Origin of the sequence: Pseudomonas sp., assembly GCF_026224925.1 — a bacterium.
Taxonomy (GTDB): Bacteria; Pseudomonadota; Gammaproteobacteria; order Pseudomonadales; family Pseudomonadaceae; genus Aquipseudomonas.
Window position 1 is genome coordinate 1 of record NZ_JAMFRV010000428.1, and the last position, 16029, is coordinate 16029.

Consider the following 16029-nt stretch of genomic DNA (forward strand, 5'->3'; position numbering starts at 1 on the left):
CCAGCCCCAGGCCCGAGCCGCCGAAGCGACGTGAGGTCGAGGCTTCGGCCTGATTAAAGCCTTCAAAGATGTGCGCTACTTGCTCGAGGCTGATCCCGATGCCACTGTCCGTCACGGCAATCCGTATGAGGACCTTGGAATCCGTACGTTCCAAGAGCTCAAGACTGACGATGACTTGCCCTTTCAAGGTGAATTTAAGGGCGTTGCCGGCGAGATTGATTAATACCTGCTGCAATCGCAGCCGGTCGCCAATCAGACCACTGGGGAGGGCTGGGTCCAGATCAAACAACACTTCGATATCCTTCTGGCCCTGATTGCCGGCCAGTACGACACCAAGGTCTTGCATCAACGGTTCAAAGTCGAAGGGATGCAGATCCAGCTGTAGCTTGCCAACCTCGATCTTTGAATAGTCGAGAATGTCATTGAGCAGACCCAGCAACGATTGGGCGGCCGTCTGGGCCTTGCTCACGTAATCACGCTGCCGCACATTAAGCGGTGTGAACTGTACCAGATGCAGCATTCCCAGCACCGCGTTCATGGGGGTTCGGATTTCATGGCTCATGTTCGCAAGAAAGGATGACTTGGCAGCATTCGCCGCGTCGGCTTGCTCCTTGGCATGGCGCAGGCTCACTTCCATCTCATGCTGGGCTGTCACGTCATGATTGATACCTGTCATGAGGACCGGTGTACCGCTTGCATCACGTTCGACCCGAACTCGTGTTTCTATTTGACGTATTCGCCCGTCGGGAAGTACGACGCGGAACGATGGCAGACGCTTTTCGCGATCAGCTATCACGGCGTCGAGCGCAGTCATGACGATATCCTGGTCATCCGAATGCAACCGTGAGCGCCAGTGCTCGAAGTTCAGGTCATTGTCGAACAACGCCTGTGAGTACCCATAGATCTCGAACATACGATCATTCCAATGCAACGTCCCATCGCAAAGGTTCCACGACCAAATGCCGAGCTCGGCGATATCGGCGGCCAACAGGAGGTGGTCACGCGTAGCGGCAAGATCGCTACGGTGTTTCTTCTGTTCGGTGATATCGGTCATGACGCTGACAAAGCAACGTTCACCGCTGCCCTTCATTGAGCTGGTGGAGACGTGGACCGCAAAAGTCGACCCATTCTTGCGCAAGCCAGTCAACTCCACGCTACTACCGATTTCAGTGAAACCCTCCTGCGAAAACTGTGCGGTGTAATCGTTGTACGCGTCGATGTGAATGTCTGGCACAAGCGTCCTGACATTGCGCCCGAGTATCTCTTGCGTGTCGTAGCCGAACTCCCGTTGGCCTGCACGGTTGAGCGATCGTACCTTGCCTCTGCCATCGACCGTAATAATGGGGTTGGCCGCTGTCTCCAGGATCGCCCGCGTGGTTTCCAGGCTCGCGGCAAGCTCTTTTTCTGTTTTGCTTTGCAGGGCGATCTGGCGAGTCAGGCGCAGACCGAAAAACACCAGCACGCACACCAGCAAACCAACCCCCGCGGCATGCCACAGCGTATCCGACCACCAGGCGGCCAGGTTTTCATCCCGCGAGAGCGCTGCCGCGACGAACAGCGGATAGTCATGCAGACTTCGGAAACTATTAAGACGAAGCACGCCGTCCTGAGCCGATACAGTGGAAAATGAACCGGACGCTCCCTGCAAGGTGTGCTCATGAAACAGCCTGGTGTTTAAAATGTCTGCGCCGACGAATCGTTCTTCGAATGGACGCCGCCCCGCCATGATGCCTGAGTCATAAGCCAGCACAACGGCCCCTTCTTGCCCGATGCCAAGGCCATTATAAAACTGCAGGAAAAAGTCAATATCGATAGTGGCGGAAGCGACACCGGCAAAGCTGCCGTCTGGATTGTCAATGCGCCGCGACACCGGAATAACCCACCTCCCAGTCGACCGACTGCGCAGCGGCGGTGATATATGCAGGCCTCGGTCAGCGTGATCTCGATGAAAGATGAAATACTCACGATCAGAGTTGTTATAGCTGCGCAAAGACCCAGGTAGTGCTCGGGTGATTAATATGCCGTTGCTGTCGAACAAATAGAGGCCATCGAGTTGCGCGAGCTCGTTGAGCCGTTCGCTGAAAGCCCGGTGCAACCGTTCCAATGAGGCCGGGGCGGTGCCATCGTGTTCGACGCGCTCGACAATCCCGCTCAGTACAATGTCGGCTTCCTTGAGCGTGTCGTCGGCGTGTTGAGACATCGCGCGCGCCAGATTTTCGGTGGCGGTCGTCATCTCGCTCAGTTGAACCGTGCGAGCGGTAAAACTGCGCCAAGTGTCGGAGCCCAGGAGAATCGCGCACATGATGAAAATGAATAGCGTAATTCGGGAGGTGAGCGAAAACCGGTATGCCACGTTTGCGTTCCCGAGAGGTCAATCGGCCATTGATAGGGCAGTCTGTATTAAACGTAGTAGTGCAGCAACTTGTCCTTTGAGAGGCAACGCGCCTGGTGGTGGCCGGCTACCGGCGAACACGTTCGGACAGTATTGAAGGACCCCTCAAATACCTGGCTCAACCTCGCCGTAAACAACGATGAAATCTACCACTCACAAGAATCGTCTAAGCTTCGTCATGCTTACAATAATCTTACAAACCATTTAACATAAATTTCACAAAAACCAACCAACGGAACCTCAATGTAAAGAGTATGCAAATTCTGTTGGGACGACCATTCTTAGCTGTACCCTAACGTACTAATTATCAAATATTACAGGCCGCCCCTATGACCCGCTTGTTTTGGAAGTTGATTCCAAAGGTGCAGCGAGAAATGTTGCTCGAGCGACTTTCGGTGGTTGATCGGCAGGTCGTGGATAAGGCGCTGTCGGGAAGAGTCCGCTTTCCGCAGGTCTTCGACGAGCTCGAGTGCGTTTTCATACATGTCCCGAAATGCGCAGGCAGCAGCGTTGCCATGTCGCTTTTTGGCGACACGCCCACCGGCCATCTACCGCTGTATTGGTATGAGAAAGAATTCTCCGACCGCTACGCACACTATTTTAAGTTTGGCTTTGTACGCGATCCATTACAACGCGCATGGTCGGCCTATAACTACTTATTGCAGAACACCCAGCGGCGAGATAGAGCGGCGTGCGAGTTAGTTAACAAATACTCAAGTTTCGATGCGTTTATCGATAACTGGTTGCACCCGGAAAATATTACAAAGCAGATACACTTCGTGCCACAACATCGCTTTCTGGAAAACTCGATGGGTTCAATAGATGTCGATTTCATTGGGCGGCAAGAAAGCCTTATTTCCGATTTCCTGACGCTGTGCAGACACCTCAATGTCAAAGCCGAACTCCAGCACATCAACCGTACCCCGCGGCAGGGTGACGAGAACCGTAACATCTGTTCCGCCGCAACCCGGCGCAAAGTACGCGAGGTCTATGCCCGTGATTACGAACTCTTTGCCTATGACTAACGCACGCCCCCTCATCATTGCGCCGACGCTGGCTGTTGATCAGGCATCGCGCGCGGCCATGAAGCAACAACGCGCCTGCTGCGTTTGGTTTACCGGTTTGTCAGGGGCCGGCAAATCGACCTTGGGCAATCAGCTGGACCAAGCCCTACAAGCACAGGGCATGCACAGCTACTTGCTGGATGGCGATTGCTTACGCCAAGGTCTTTGCCGGGATTTGGGCATGACCGACAGTGACCGCCACGAGAACGTAAGGCGAATCGCCGAAGTCGCGAAACTAATGGTCGATGCGGGCTTGATCGTTATCGTGTCGGCCATCTCGCCGTTTCGTGCAGATCGTGACGCCGGCCGACAGGGCTTCGCCGACGATGAGTTCATTGAAGTTCACGTCAGCACGCCGCTGGCGGAATGCGTCCGGCGCGATGCAAAAGGTCTGTATCGCGCGGTGAAAGAAGGACGAATCACAAACTTTACCGGGATCGACAGCCCTTACGAGGTGCCGTTGAAGCCGGAGTATGTGATTGATACCAGTTCGAGCGACTGCGAAGCGTTTATTAACGGTTTGGTATGGCGGCTAGGTGAAGATCAGGCCTACACCGCGTGATTCCCTTCGCGAGCAAGCTCGCTCCCACCGAATCTTGTGTTTGCTGCGCGACAGCGCGGCGTCGAAGACGGGGCCCAATCTCCCACAAAAATCAAAAGCCTTCCCCTGTTAATACCCGACCAAAAACCGCACGGTCAATGTTCGCCCCGCTCAAGATCACGGCGACTTTCTGCCCTTTTTGCCTATCCTGCTCTTTCACCAATGCCGCCAACCCCGCAGCCCCAGCGCCTTCGGCCGTATTGTGGGTGTCTTCGTGGAAGATGCGGATGGCGCTGGCGATGTCATGTTCGCTGACCCGTACGATTCGTGCTGCACCGTTGCGGATGATTTCGAACGCTTCTGGCAGGGGCATACGGCACGCCATACCGTCGGCAAAGGTGTTGGCGGTTTCAGTGGTGATGATTTTGCCTTGCTCGACGCTTTGGGCGATAGCGTCGGCGTGTTCAGAAACGACACCAACGATCTCGGTTTTCAAGCCCAATAGATCCCGGGTTTGAATCAGACCGCAAATGCCTGAACCCATCCCGATGGGCACATACACAGTCTTCAAATCGGACACCGCTTCCAGCAATTCCAAGGCGTAGGTCGCGACGCCCAAGATCAAGTCAGGGTGAAACGCAGGAACGCTTTCATAACCATGCTGCTCAGCTTGACGTGCGGCTTCGGTGCGGGCTTCGTCGAAGTCCTGGCCGTATTCAATCAACTGCGCGCCCATGGCTCGCATCGCGGCGTTTTTTTCTTGGGAGTTACCGAGCGGCACGACAATGATGATGGGCAAACCGGCGTTTCGGGCTGCCGTCGCCAGACTTTGCCCATGATTGCCGCGAGTCGCGGTTACCAGCCCTGCCACACCCGGCTTGCGTTTGAGCAGGCCCTGAACGTAGAGCATGCCGCCCCGCACTTTGAAAGCGCCGGTCGGTGCATGGTTTTCGTGTTTGACCCACACCTCGCAGCCCAAACGCTCGGCCAAGCGCGGCCACGCGTATTGCGCGGTCGCTGGAATCAGTGGGCGAATGGTCTGTGCGGCTTGGCGCAACGAGTTCAGGTCAAACATAAAGCACCGTGAGGTTGGTGGGTTTGACCTGATCTTAGGCTCAGAGCATTGTATGGGTTAAACCTTATATTGCATGAGCAACAATAAATGTGGACGCCGACCCTCGTTGATTCTGGCCAGCCAAAATACCTGGCTTTGGTTGAGGCCATTACCCAAGCCATAGAAAGTGGCGAGCTGAAAGTCGGCGAAAGATTGCCACCGCAGCGGCGTCTGGCGTGGAATTTGGGGCTGAATCCAAGTACCACGATGCAGGCCTATCGCGAGGCGGCGCGTCGGCATTTGGTGTCGGGTGAAGTAGGAAGAGGCACTTACGTATTGGCCGGGAGTAAAGAGGCGACGCTGTTTCGCCTCAAGCAGCCTAGCGAACGCTCGTCCGTGATTGATCTGTCCACCAACGTGCCCGTCACTAACGAGAACAGTCAGGACGAAATGGCGGCTCTTTCCACTCTCATGAGCGGCGGACACGCGCAGCGCTTACAAAACTACCTCAGCGCAGACGATTTGGCATTCGGCCGGGCTCAAGGCGCGGCGTGGTTGAACGCTAGAGGCCTGAACCTACCGCCGGAAAACGTCATGCTTTGCAACGGTGCCCAGCATGGGTTGTTCATGGCGTTGCTGTCGCTATGTCAGCCCGGGGACCCGGTTTTGGTAGAAGCCTTTACGGCGCCCGGGATCAAGGCAGCCGGTCGGCAATTGCGTTTACCGCTGCATGGTATTGCGTTGGATCGCCACGGCATCATCCCCGACGAATTCGACCGCATGGCACGTGCCACGGGGGCGAAAGTGGTAGTGCTGACGCCGGTTCTGCAAAACCCGACCTCGACCATCATGTCGCCCCAACGCCAACTGGAAATTGCTGAGATCGCTCGTCAGCACGACCTGTTGATTATTGAAGACGATGTGTATGGCGCGCTGACGTCCACGCCGCCGCTGACTCGACTGTTGAGCAAGCACGGCCTGTTGGTCACCAGCCTGTCAAAAACCGTTGCACCCGGTTTGCGCGTTGGCTGGATCGCTGGCGACCCTTCGGTACTTGAACTGATCGACCCTCACGCCCAAGCCACACATTGGGGTATTTCACCGCTTTGTCTGACCATTGCCAGCCAGTGGATAAGTGACGGCACCGCGCAGCGTCGTTTGACCTGGCAGACAGAAGAAACCACTCAACGTTGGCGTTTAGCGAAAAAGATCCTCGGGGCAGCGCTGTACCAATCAGACAGCCCCTCGCCCCACGTTTGGATCACTAGCGACATATCGTCCATGGCGCTGGCTCATGCGTGCCGAGCAGAGCAGGTTGATGTGGTACCCGCCGAGGTATTCGCGGTCAGACAGAGTGACGTCCACGCCATCCGCATCAGTTTGTGCGCTGCCCGCGACAGAACACAGCTGAAGATTGCGCTGGAACGGGTAGCCGGGATTATTGCAAAAACGCCTACTCAATAAACGGTGTGGGTTTTCAAATCGCCTTCGTGCGCGGCCAAAAACACCGGTACGGATTCACGTAAATACTCAACCCAGGTCTTGATTTTCGCATCCAGAAACTGCCGCGACGGGTAGACCGCGTAGAGGTTGATCTCCTGCAATCGATGACGCGGCAGGATCCTGACCAGTGTGCCGTTGCGTAAGCCTTCAATAGCCGAAGAGATCGGTTGAACACCAATGCCCATGCCGCTTTGGATGGCCACCGTCATGGCGTCGGCGGTATTCACGTGAAAGGGGAATCGTGTAACGATCACGATTTCCTCGCCGTTCGGGCCATCGAAAATGAGCTTCTCTTGAGGAATTGCCGCGTTGACGATGCGCAAGCAATCATGGTCCGGTAACTCAGCTGGCGTGGTTGGCTGACCGTGCTTTTTGATGTAACCGGGAGAGGCGCACAGGATGTTGTAGGTGATGCCAAGCCGCTGCGAGATGAATCCGGAATCGGGAAGCTCGCTGGCGATTAGAATTGACACGTCGTAGCCCTCCTCCAGCAAATCGGGGAGTTTGTTAGAGAGCGTCAGATCGAACGTCACTTCGGGATGAGTTTCACGATAACGCGCGATGGCGGCGATCACGTAGTGAGTCCCAATACCCGACATCGCATGCACTTTCAAATTACCGGCAGGTTTGGCCTGGGCGACGCCCGCTTCGGTTTCTGCTTCCAGTATGTCTTCGAGAATGCGCTCACACCGCGCTAAATAGCGCTTGCCGGCTTCCGTCAGCGCAATGCGCCGCGTGGTTCGGTTTAATAGGCGGGTATGAAGGTGAGCCTCCAACTGGGAAACGGCCTTGGAGACATTGGCCGTTGTTTTATCCATGAGCTCAGCGGCTGCAGTAAAACTGCCTGTCTGTGCAACCAGGCTGAAAGCGCGCATATTTTGAAAGGTGTCCATCGGTATTCCATCAGTCGAACGCAGGAAAATGTTACCTGATGCGACAGGATTTCACACTGATACCTAAGGCTTAGCCGTGTGAAAAAAACCACGACGCGAACCAACTGTAGGAGCCAACTTGTTGGCGAGAAGTCGCGTGCGTCGTTTCAGTTACGCCGCCTCGCCAACAAGTTGTCTCCTACAGGCAATAATTACTGCCCCGCGCCAGTCATCTCGGAGAACTTGCCCGCGACCAAGCTGACGAACTGTATGCCGGTCATTTTCTGGCCGTTGAAGTCTGCAATGCCGTTGGCGTAGTGCAAGTTGGAGACGACGTTGTCACCTTCGACCGTAGCCAGCTGTGAAATGACAGCCAAGGCGCCAACGGTTTCACTGGCGCCTTGGGCTTGCTGCTCGATGACTTTAGGATCGGTCTGACCTTCAACGCTGGCTACCTGAGTAGCAAGATCCTTGACCATCGGTTTGGACACCAACAGCTTGGCATCGAGCTGGGTGAGCATTTTGTTGACCACGTCCGGAAGAGGCTGATCAAGTGCGCCAGGGTTGTTCAGGTCCATAGCGACGCTGAAATGGCTTTCACCGTTAGCTGTTTTGAGCGAGAGCTTTTCCAGTTCGATGTGCGGTTTGGCGGCCAACATTTTTGCTAAACCGGCGTTGATCTGGGCCTGGTCGGCGTCGCTCAATTGCAACTTCAACGGTTGTCCGGCCAAGGCAGCAGCTTGTTGTTGCGGCTGAACTTTCTGCTGGTAAATGGTGTACAGCGACTGGGTAGACGCAACGTCGAAATTGCTGAGTTTCCACAGCATTTGCGCAGCACCAATGTCTTTGCCGCCGTAGTTGATCATGTCGATGTCATAGGACACCTGCGCCGAAAGATTACCGCCCTCTTCCTGAACCAGGCTGGTGTTGACGAAGTCCTTGAGCGAGACCGGTGGTTTATCGGCAACCTGGAAGTCTGATTTGGCGATTTTAAAGTCGCTGTGGCCCAAGTAAAACCCTGAAGCACCTTTAGTGCCGCCGGTGTTAAAACTCAGGTTATGCACGGCGAAACTGATCAACCCCTGCTCAGAAGGTACTTTGGCCTGTAGGTCTTCGAGCGCACCCACCACCCTGATTTTTTCGGCGTTGGCACTGGCTTGTACTCCAAGATTGACCCCAGAGAACTTGAACGCGCCATTCGCTGATTCAATGTTTAGCGGCAACAACTCAAGCGTGCCGTTGGTAGAGCGGTCGTAACCGATATTGGTGTGCCCCTTGAGCGGTGCCGCACCGTTGGTCATCGCAAACCATTTTTCGGTAACTGCGTTTTTCTCGATTTGATAGTTGCTGGCGGCCATGACCGGTACCAGGTTCAAGGTCTTCAAGCGGGACCATGGCAACGGGCCGTGTTCGACGTTATCGACAAACAGCAGCTCAAGGTTCTCGTTACCCTTGCCCAGCTTTGCGCTTTTGATAGTGACCCGATAATGCGCAGTGCTGTTGAACACGTGGCGATCGAGGGACACCAGTTCCAGCGTGATGCTGCCGTCAAAACCGTTTAGAGACGATTTGATCTGACGATTGGCATCGTCGATTGCGGTGTGCAAAACGCCTTCGAGCTGAGTGCCGGTGTACCACGCGCCGGCAGAACTCAATGCAGCGACTGCTATAACGACGCCCACTGCAACCTTTACTGATGTTTTCATCTCTCGCCTACCCGCTTGGCTATCCATAAGCGCGCCAGATTATCATCCGCAGCTAGCCACGGTCTTCCCTCTGACGGTAGGCTGATGTTCGGATTTGAAAACGGGATCAGATGAAATGACTCAGCAGTTCAAAGAATTCGGCCCCATCAAGGCCGTTATTTTCGATATGGATGGCTTGTTGTTGGATACCGAGGGGATCTACACCGAAGTCACTAATATGATTACAAGCCGTTACGGCCGCACCTTCGACTGGGCGATCAAACAAAACACGATTGGTCGCGGAGCCCGGGATTTCGCGGGCTATGTGATTGGTGCGCTGGAGTTGCCGCTGTCTATCGACGAGTTTTTGACAATCCGAGAACCCTTGCTGGACGAACGCTTTCCGCGCTCCGTGGCAATGCCCGGCGCCGAGGCGTTAGTGCGCCACTTGGCCGCGAACAATATCCCAATTGCGGTGGGCACTAGTTCTTCGATTCACTACTTTAACGCCAAAACCACGCTGCACCGCGCCTGGTTTGAGCTGTTCAAAACCGTCGTTACTGCCGATGACCCGGAGGTTGGTGCGGCCAAACCTGCGCCCGACATCTTTTTGGTGGCTGCCCGCCGACTGGGCGTTGATCCAAAGGATTGCCTAGTGTTCGAAGACTCGCCGTTTGGCGTGACTGCGGCCAAAGCTGCGGGGATGTTCGCGGTAGCGGTGCCAGACTCACACATGCCGATCGAACAGTACGAGCATGCCGATCTGTGTTTGACCTCGCTGGAGGAGTTTGCGTTGGAAGCGTGGGGGTTGCCTGGGCTCTAAGGTGCTCTCAAATTGATGAGCCCCCCTACAAGAGATTGGCCTTCAGATCGACACCCAACGCCTCGGCGAACGCCTTTACCAACGGGCTTCGCGGGGCGTTGTGACGCAGGATCAGATTGAACGGCGTCACGATGTTGATCACATCCGGACGCAACGCGCGTAGCGTGCCTTCGCGTACCTGGGCAGCGGCGTAATGCTGCGGGAGGAAGCCAACAAAGCGCCCGGTGAGAATCAGCATGGCCACGGCCTCAACCTGGGACGCCGATGCGCTGAAGCTGTCGTAATCGACGAAGTCAGACTTGGCGCCGTGGACCGCATACCGATGATTGACTACTTGCTGACCGCGCAGCACATCTGCGCTGAGATCACTCTCATTCGCCAAAAACAATTCGTGGCCGACAGCGCAATAGGCTTCCGAAAGCTCGTCATATAATGCGAAGTAGTCGAACTCTTCACGCTTTTGATAAACCGGTACGACGCCCATAATTAACCGGCCTTCCACAATGCCTCGCTCGATTTCATCGAGTTGAGCGGCGTGCAGGCGCAACCTTACTTTGGGCGCTTCATCATTTAATGTACGCAGGGCTTTAACTAACGGCGAATTAATATCGGTGACCGTATTATCGATAACACCAATCGTTAAATCGCCGATCAGTTCGTTTTGCGCAGAGTTGAGTTTGTCGCGAAAACTGTCCACGGACGCGAACAGATCAATCGACGCCCGGTACACCTGTTTGCCTTCTTCAGTCAGGCAAAAGCCCTCGCGACCACGGGTACACAGGCGCATACCGATACGAATTTCTAGGTCAGAGATTTGTTTGCTGATGGCTGCAAGGCCCACATTCAGCTCGTTTTGTGCTGCACTGAATCCTCCCGCTTCAACCACCGCCTTGAATACCCGAAGCAGCTTGAAGTCCAGACCACTGAGGGTCAACGGCGCACGGCTACCCGGTTTTGGCGGCAAGTTTCCAGAAGTGGAAAGTGGGGTTTCCATAATACTTATTGACCTCACTCACACTATTCAACAGGCTGCGCGCAACAAGATATATATAGCCGACGCGTAATAATGACCCCATATAACCGCGATTGGCAACCTAGAATTTCCCCGTCCGATTGACGCCAAACTGCTGATTTCAAGCAACTAAATTCCTGACAGTTCGATCAGGACTTCAGAATAAATTCCGTGCTTTCGAAGAAGGAAAAAAAGTAATGACTCAAGCAACCGATCGCCTATGGGGCGCACGCTTCAAGAGCGGCCCATCCGAAGCCCTGGCGGCGCTTTCACGTTGCCCTGAGCGTTATTTTCGACTGACACCTTACGATTTGGCTGGCTCCCGCGCCCATGCCCGCGAACTACAACGGGCTGGTTTGCTCGACGAATACGAAACACTGCAAACCGTCGAAGCACTGGACCGTATCGGCGATGACTTCCGTGAAGGTCGAATCCATCCGACACCCGATGATGAAGACGTCCATACGTTCATCGAGCGCATGCTGACTGAGCGCTTGGGCTCGTTGGGTGGCAAGCTGCGCGCCGGTCGCTCGCGTAACGACCAAACCGCCAACGACCTGCGCCTGTTCCTGCGCGATCACGCACGCACCATCGCGGTTGAGGTGCTGGCTCTGCAAGACGCGCTGGTGGAGCAAGCCGAACAGCATATCGAATCTATCTGCCCCGGCTTTACCCACCTGCAACAGGCGCAGCCGATTGTCTTCGCTCACCATTTGCTCGCTCACGCACAATCTTTCCTCCGCGACGTGCAGCGGTTGGTGGACTGGGACGTGCGTACCGCGTATTCGCCATTAGGCGCGGCGGCCATGGCCGGTTCGGCTATTGCGCATCATCCAGAACTTTCCGCCAAGGAAATGGGCTACACCGGGCCGTGCGAAAACTCCATTGATGCGGTCGCGAGTCGCGACCACGTTGCAGAGTTTCTGTTTGTTTCCAGCATGCTGGGAGTCAACATTTCGCGCTTGGCAGAAGAGTTCTGCTTGTGGTCGTCGCGCCAGTTTCGCTGGGTAGAACTTGATGACGCGTATGCCACGGGCAGCTCGATCATGCCGCAGAAGAAAAACCCTGATATCGCCGAATTGGCTCGGGGTAAAGCCGGTCGGTTGATCGGCAACCTCACCGGGCTGCTCTCAACCCTTAAATCGCTACCACTGTCTTACAACCGCGATTTGAGTGAAGACAAAAACAGCGTGCTCGACACCGTTGACACCTTGCTGCTGGTCTTGCCTGCCATGGCCGGTATGGCCGCAACCATGAAGGTTCGCGTTGAAGAGTTGCGTCGTCAGGCGCCGCTCGGCTTTACCCTAGCGACCGAAGTCGCCGATTGGTTGGCTGTGCGCGGCGTACCGTTTAAAGAGGCGCACGAAATTACCGGTGCGTTGGTGCAGGTCTGTGAGACACACGAGATTGAACTGTGGGAAGCGACACCGGCGATGCTTGCGCAAGTTGATGTGCGCCTGACGCCCGAGGTGCGTGAATGCCTGACCCTCGAGGCTGCCATTGCGGCGCGCAGTGGGTGGGGCGGAACTGCGCCAGAGCAAGTTCGGCTGCAGATCGTGCGCTTGAAAACGGCCTTGGCCGGTCAGGCTCAATGGGCGCAAACCTATAACGGGTTTCGTATTTAACCCAGGGATTACGCGTCATTCGGAGATACACCATGAGCCAGACTCAGGCAGAGCGCTTGCAAGCCGAGCGCAAGAAAACCGAGAACCAGTTCGATATCACGCAGTACGAGCATGTGCCCCGACGTTATTACGGCAGGATCTTCTTCGCCACGCTGATCGTGGTCGCGTTGATCGGCTTGGTACGAGCGTTCGCCATGGGCCAGATCGAATGGTCTTACATCGGGCAGTTCCTGACGTCGAAAGCCATCATGTTCGGCCTGTTCAATACCATCGTCATGGCGGTTTTGGCGATGGCGCTGGGCGTGCTCTTCGGTGTCATCACCGCGATCATGCGCATGTCACCGAACCCGGTGCTTCGCTACGTCGCGATCACCTACACCTGGCTGTTTCGCGGTACGCCGCTGATTCTGCAGTTGCTGTTGTGGTTCAACCTCGCGCTGATTTTCCCGGTGATCAGTATCCCTGGGCTGTTTCAGCTGGACACGGTCAGCCTGATGACGCCTTTCGTTGCAGCTCTGCTGGGCTTAAGCATCAACCAAGGCGCGTATACCGCTGAGGTGGTTCGCGCGGGCCTGTTGTCGGTGGACACCGGTCAATATGAAGCCGCCAAGTCCATCGGCATGCCGCGCTTGCAAGCGCTGCGCCGGGTGATCCTGCCGCAAGCCATGCGCGTGATTATTCCGCCAGTGGGAAATGAGTTCATTAGCATGGTGAAGATGACCAGTCTGGCGAGCGTCATTCAATACTCCGAGCTGCTCTACAACGCGCAGACCATTTATTACGCTAACGCGCGGGTGATGGAACTACTGATCGTTGCCGGGATTTGGTACTTGGCAGTGGTTACCGTTCTTTCCTTCGGTCAAAGCCGCCTCGAACTGCGTTTTGCACGCGGCGCCGGCAAGCGCTCGTAAGACTGCCCTGGAGATTTGCACATGAGAAGCATCGTCAAGGCCGTCAGCCTGAACAAGTACTACGACAGTTTTCACGCCCTGCAGGATGTCAGCCTGGAAGTCGAACAAGGTGAAGTACTGTGCGTTATCGGGCCCTCCGGCTCCGGCAAAAGTACCTTGCTGCGTTGCGTTAATCAGCTGGAAAAAATCGACAAGGGCGGCTTGTGGGTCGATGGCGAATTAGTCGGTTACCGCATCGTCGGCAACAAGCTGCATGAGCTGACAGAAGCGCAAATCGCTCGCCAACGCTTGGCGACCGGCATGGTGTTTCAACGCTTCAACCTATTTCCGCACATGACAGTTTTGCAGAACATTATCGAAGGGCCGTGTCAGGTGCTCAAGCGCTCGCCCAAAGAAGCCACTGAAGAGGCGGTCGAATTGCTGGCCCGCGTGGGCTTGGCCGACAAGCGCAATTCATACCCGGTCGAGCTTTCCGGCGGACAGCAGCAACGTGTCGCTATTGCCCGTGCACTGGCCATGCGCCCGAAACTGATGCTGTTCGATGAACCCACTTCTGCCCTCGACCCTGAGTTGGTCGGCGAAGTGTTGTCGGTGATGCGCGACCTCGCTCACACCGGCATGACGATGATTGTTGTGACCCATGAATTGGGCTTCGCTCGCGAGGTTTCCAATCGCATGGTGTTCATGGATTCCGGCCAGATTGTGGAAGCCGGCAGCCCCGAAGAAATTCTAATAAACCCACAAAATCCACGCACTCAAAGCTTCATCTCTGCCGTTCGAACCTAAATTACAACTCAAAATGAGAACGACTTCATGAAGAACCTCATCATTCCTACCGTACTTGCCGCGCTGATGGCTTCGACCTCTGCCTGGGCTGCAACACCCGTTGAATTGCCAGCAGCAATCAAAGCAAAAGGCGAGCTGGTCGTAGCGATCATGCCGAACTATCCACCGATGGACTTCAAAGACCCTGCCACCAACACGCTGACCGGCATCGATTACGACTTGGGCAACGCCTTGGCCGAGCGTTTGGGCGTGAAAATCCAGTGGCAGGAAACGGCGTTTGAACAGATGGTCAGCGGCTTGGTCACCAAACGTGTTGATCTGGTGTTGTCGGGCATGACTGATACCGCAGAGCGGCAGAAGTCGGTGACCTTTATCGACTACTTCACCAGCGGTCCGCAGTTCTACACCTTGAGCAAACGTGATGACATCAAAGACATCACCGACCTCTGCGGCAAAAAAGTCGGCACCAGCCGCCGCACCACATGGCCTGCTGAAGCTGCCGCGTGGAGCAAGGCCAACTGTGAAGCAAATGGCAAGCCTGCGCTAATTGTGCTGGGCTCAGAAGGCTCGGCCGATGCCCGTGCGCAACTGCGCCAAGGTCGTCTGGACGCCGCCATGCAAGGCAGCGAGACCATTCCGTACCTGATGTCGCAGGAGAAAGACACCTACAAGCCACTGGGCTCGGCCATCTCCAAACAATTCACCGGCCTGGGCATCAACAAGGCCAATCCTGAGCTGGTGACAGCCGTGACAGCGACACTGCAAAGCATGGTTGACGATGGCAGTTACGGGGCGATCTTGAAGAAGTGGAATTTGGAATCGGGTGCCGTGCAAAAGATCGAGGTCAATAAGGGTCAGTGATCCGCGTTGGGCCTATCTCATCCGCCGACGACCTAGAACAATAAGGACATTAGAAAAGCCGTGGCAACTTACTCGCTCGTGATCCGCCGCCTGATGATCTGCTCGCTGACGATCGTCGTCAGCCGTGCGATCACCAGTCCTTTGCTGACGTTGTTTCTGAGCAGACGACTGGGGCTGAACCAACAGGACGTTGGTCTGCTGCTGGGGATTGCGGTGTTTATCGCCACGCTGCTTGGGTTGTATGGCGGTTACGTCATCGACCGCCTGGAAAAGCGCAAATTGCTGATTCTGGCAATGCTCTCCAGCTCGGTCGGTTTCGTACTTCTGACCTTTGCGCACAACGTTTACCTGACTACATTGACGCTAGTGATCACTGAAGCGGCATCTGCACTGTTTCTGATTGGCTCTAAGGCGATGATCAGTGAAAATTTGCCGGTCGGGCAGCGCGCCAAGGTGTTTTCCCTGCGCTACACGTTGACCAATATCGGTTACGCGACTGGGCCTATGCTTGGCGTATTGATCGCTGGGCAGCTGCCGTTGGCGCCATTTCTGATCGCGAGCGGTATTGCGTTTAGCAGCGTGTTCTTGATGATTGGTATCGCGCCCACTCGACGTGCGGATGACAGCAAGCCATTAAGTTTTTTTAACACCCTCGCGACCCTTAGAAGTGATCGCACGCTCATCATGTTTACCTGCGGGAGCCTGCTGAGCACCATCGTCCACGGGCGCTACACCTTATATATGTCGCAGTATCTGCTGGTTATGTACAAGCCAGACCAGGCGCTGAATATTATGTCGGCAGTGCTCGCCTGCAACGCGGCCACTGTGATCTTGATGCAATATCAGATCGGGCGTTTCCTCAAGCGCGAGCAATTACGCTACTGGATCTGCTTGGGGACG

Annotated in this window: 14 protein-coding genes; 9 read left to right on the top strand and 5 right to left on the bottom strand. The window is 55.4% G+C overall.

Translation table 11 applies throughout. The features are described from left to right. Positions 1 to 2353 (bottom strand): PAS domain S-box protein (locus M0974_RS18440; protein WP_297839863.1); only part of this gene is annotated, 2353 nt, incomplete at its 3' end. 368 nt (positions 2354 to 2721) lie between these two features. On the opposite strand from M0974_RS18440, the gene M0974_RS18445 reads away from it, so the two are divergent. Both M0974_RS18445 and cysC read left to right on the top strand, forming a co-directional pair. Then, positions 2722 to 3417 carry a sulfotransferase family 2 domain-containing protein gene (locus tag M0974_RS18445; protein ID WP_297839865.1) on the top strand — a complete coding sequence of 232 codons (696 nt, stop codon included), beginning with the start codon at positions 2722 to 2724 and terminating at the stop codon, positions 3415 to 3417. After that, the gene (cysC, locus tag M0974_RS18450; RefSeq protein WP_297839868.1) at positions 3410 to 4018 is read left to right on the top strand and encodes an adenylyl-sulfate kinase; all 609 of its coding nucleotides are present in this window, start codon (positions 3410 to 3412) and stop codon (positions 4016 to 4018) included. The genes M0974_RS18445 and cysC overlap by 8 nt, the downstream gene beginning before the upstream one ends. Before the next feature lie 91 nt (positions 4019 to 4109). Here the strand turns inward: cysC and M0974_RS18455 are convergent, their stop codons facing one another. After that, the gene (locus M0974_RS18455) at positions 4110 to 5072 is read right to left on the bottom strand and encodes a threonine dehydratase (protein ID WP_297839871.1); all 963 of its coding nucleotides are present in this window, start codon (positions 5070 to 5072) and stop codon (positions 4110 to 4112) included. A gap of 87 nt (positions 5073 to 5159) precedes the next feature. On the opposite strand from M0974_RS18455, the gene M0974_RS18460 reads away from it, so the two are divergent. Then, entirely contained in the window at positions 5160 to 6515 is a 1356-nt protein-coding gene (locus M0974_RS18460; RefSeq protein WP_297839874.1) for a PLP-dependent aminotransferase family protein, read from the top strand. Here M0974_RS18460 and M0974_RS18465 read toward each other — a convergent pair. After that, a complete protein-coding gene (locus M0974_RS18465; protein WP_297839877.1) occupies positions 6509 to 7447 on the bottom strand; it encodes a LysR family transcriptional regulator in 939 nt (312 codons plus the stop codon). The two genes, M0974_RS18460 and M0974_RS18465, sit on opposite strands and share 7 nt — an antisense overlap. A 191-nt stretch (positions 7448 to 7638) precedes the next feature. Continuing rightward, positions 7639 to 9132 (bottom strand): YdgA family protein, encoded by a 1494-nt coding sequence (locus M0974_RS18470; RefSeq protein WP_297839880.1) that lies wholly within the window; start codon positions 9130 to 9132, stop codon positions 7639 to 7641. 115 nt (positions 9133 to 9247) lie between these two features. Between M0974_RS18470 and M0974_RS18475 the strand changes: the two genes are divergently transcribed. Beyond that, positions 9248 to 9934 carry an HAD-IA family hydrolase gene (locus M0974_RS18475; protein WP_297839883.1) on the top strand — a complete coding sequence of 229 codons (687 nt, stop codon included), beginning with the start codon at positions 9248 to 9250 and terminating at the stop codon, positions 9932 to 9934. A gap of 25 nt (positions 9935 to 9959) precedes the next feature. On the opposite strand, the gene M0974_RS18480 is transcribed toward M0974_RS18475, so the two are convergent. Next, complete coding sequence (locus M0974_RS18480; RefSeq protein WP_297839886.1) at positions 9960 to 10928, bottom strand: LysR family transcriptional regulator; 969 nt, start codon at positions 10926 to 10928, stop codon at positions 9960 to 9962. 215 nt (positions 10929 to 11143) lie between these two features. On the opposite strand from M0974_RS18480, the gene argH reads away from it, so the two are divergent. The 5 genes from argH to M0974_RS18505 form a co-directional block, all read left to right on the top strand. After that, on the top strand, positions 11144 to 12571 hold the full coding sequence (argH, locus tag M0974_RS18485; RefSeq protein WP_297839888.1) for an argininosuccinate lyase: 1428 nt from the start codon (positions 11144 to 11146) through the stop codon (positions 12569 to 12571). A 32-nt stretch (positions 12572 to 12603) separates the two neighbouring features. Continuing rightward, positions 12604 to 13482, top strand: a complete 879-nt coding sequence (locus M0974_RS18490; RefSeq protein WP_297839890.1) for an amino acid ABC transporter permease — start codon at positions 12604 to 12606, stop codon at positions 13480 to 13482. Between the two features lie 21 nt (positions 13483 to 13503). Then, positions 13504 to 14268 carry an amino acid ABC transporter ATP-binding protein gene (locus M0974_RS18495; RefSeq protein ID WP_297839894.1) on the top strand — a complete coding sequence of 255 codons (765 nt, stop codon included), beginning with the start codon at positions 13504 to 13506 and terminating at the stop codon, positions 14266 to 14268. A gap of 27 nt (positions 14269 to 14295) precedes the next feature. Further along, positions 14296 to 15129 carry an ABC transporter substrate-binding protein gene (locus M0974_RS18500; protein ID WP_297839898.1) on the top strand — a complete coding sequence of 278 codons (834 nt, stop codon included), beginning with the start codon at positions 14296 to 14298 and terminating at the stop codon, positions 15127 to 15129. Between the two features lie 60 nt (positions 15130 to 15189). Next, a partial coding sequence (locus M0974_RS18505; protein ID WP_297839900.1) for an MFS transporter occupies positions 15190 to 16029 on the top strand: 840 nt, incomplete at its 3' end.

Bases quoted from the DNA above. Each gene is read 5' to 3' on its own strand.
- M0974_RS18445 (WP_297839865.1), top strand. From the start codon at position 2,722: ATGACCCGCTTGTTTTGGAAGTTGATTCCAAAGGTGCAGCGAGAAATG.
- argH (WP_297839888.1), top strand. From the start codon at position 11,144: ATGACTCAAGCAACCGATCGCCTATGGGGCGCACGCTTCAAGAGCGGC.
- M0974_RS18480 (WP_297839886.1), bottom strand. From the start codon at position 10,928: ATGGAAACCCCACTTTCCACTTCTGGAAACTTGCCGCCAAAACCGGGT.
- M0974_RS18455 (WP_297839871.1), bottom strand. From the start codon at position 5,072: ATGTTTGACCTGAACTCGTTGCGCCAAGCCGCACAGACCATTCGCCCA.
- M0974_RS18470 (WP_297839880.1), bottom strand. From the start codon at position 9,132: ATGAAAACATCAGTAAAGGTTGCAGTGGGCGTCGTTATAGCAGTCGCT.
- M0974_RS18495 (WP_297839894.1), top strand. From the start codon at position 13,504: ATGAGAAGCATCGTCAAGGCCGTCAGCCTGAACAAGTACTACGACAGT.
- M0974_RS18465 (WP_297839877.1), bottom strand. From the start codon at position 7,447: ATGGACACCTTTCAAAATATGCGCGCTTTCAGCCTGGTTGCACAGACA.
- M0974_RS18500 (WP_297839898.1), top strand. From the start codon at position 14,296: ATGAAGAACCTCATCATTCCTACCGTACTTGCCGCGCTGATGGCTTCG.
- M0974_RS18475 (WP_297839883.1), top strand. From the start codon at position 9,248: ATGACTCAGCAGTTCAAAGAATTCGGCCCCATCAAGGCCGTTATTTTC.
- cysC (WP_297839868.1), top strand. From the start codon at position 3,410: ATGACTAACGCACGCCCCCTCATCATTGCGCCGACGCTGGCTGTTGAT.
- M0974_RS18460 (WP_297839874.1), top strand. From the start codon at position 5,160: ATGTGGACGCCGACCCTCGTTGATTCTGGCCAGCCAAAATACCTGGCT.
- M0974_RS18490 (WP_297839890.1), top strand. From the start codon at position 12,604: ATGAGCCAGACTCAGGCAGAGCGCTTGCAAGCCGAGCGCAAGAAAACC.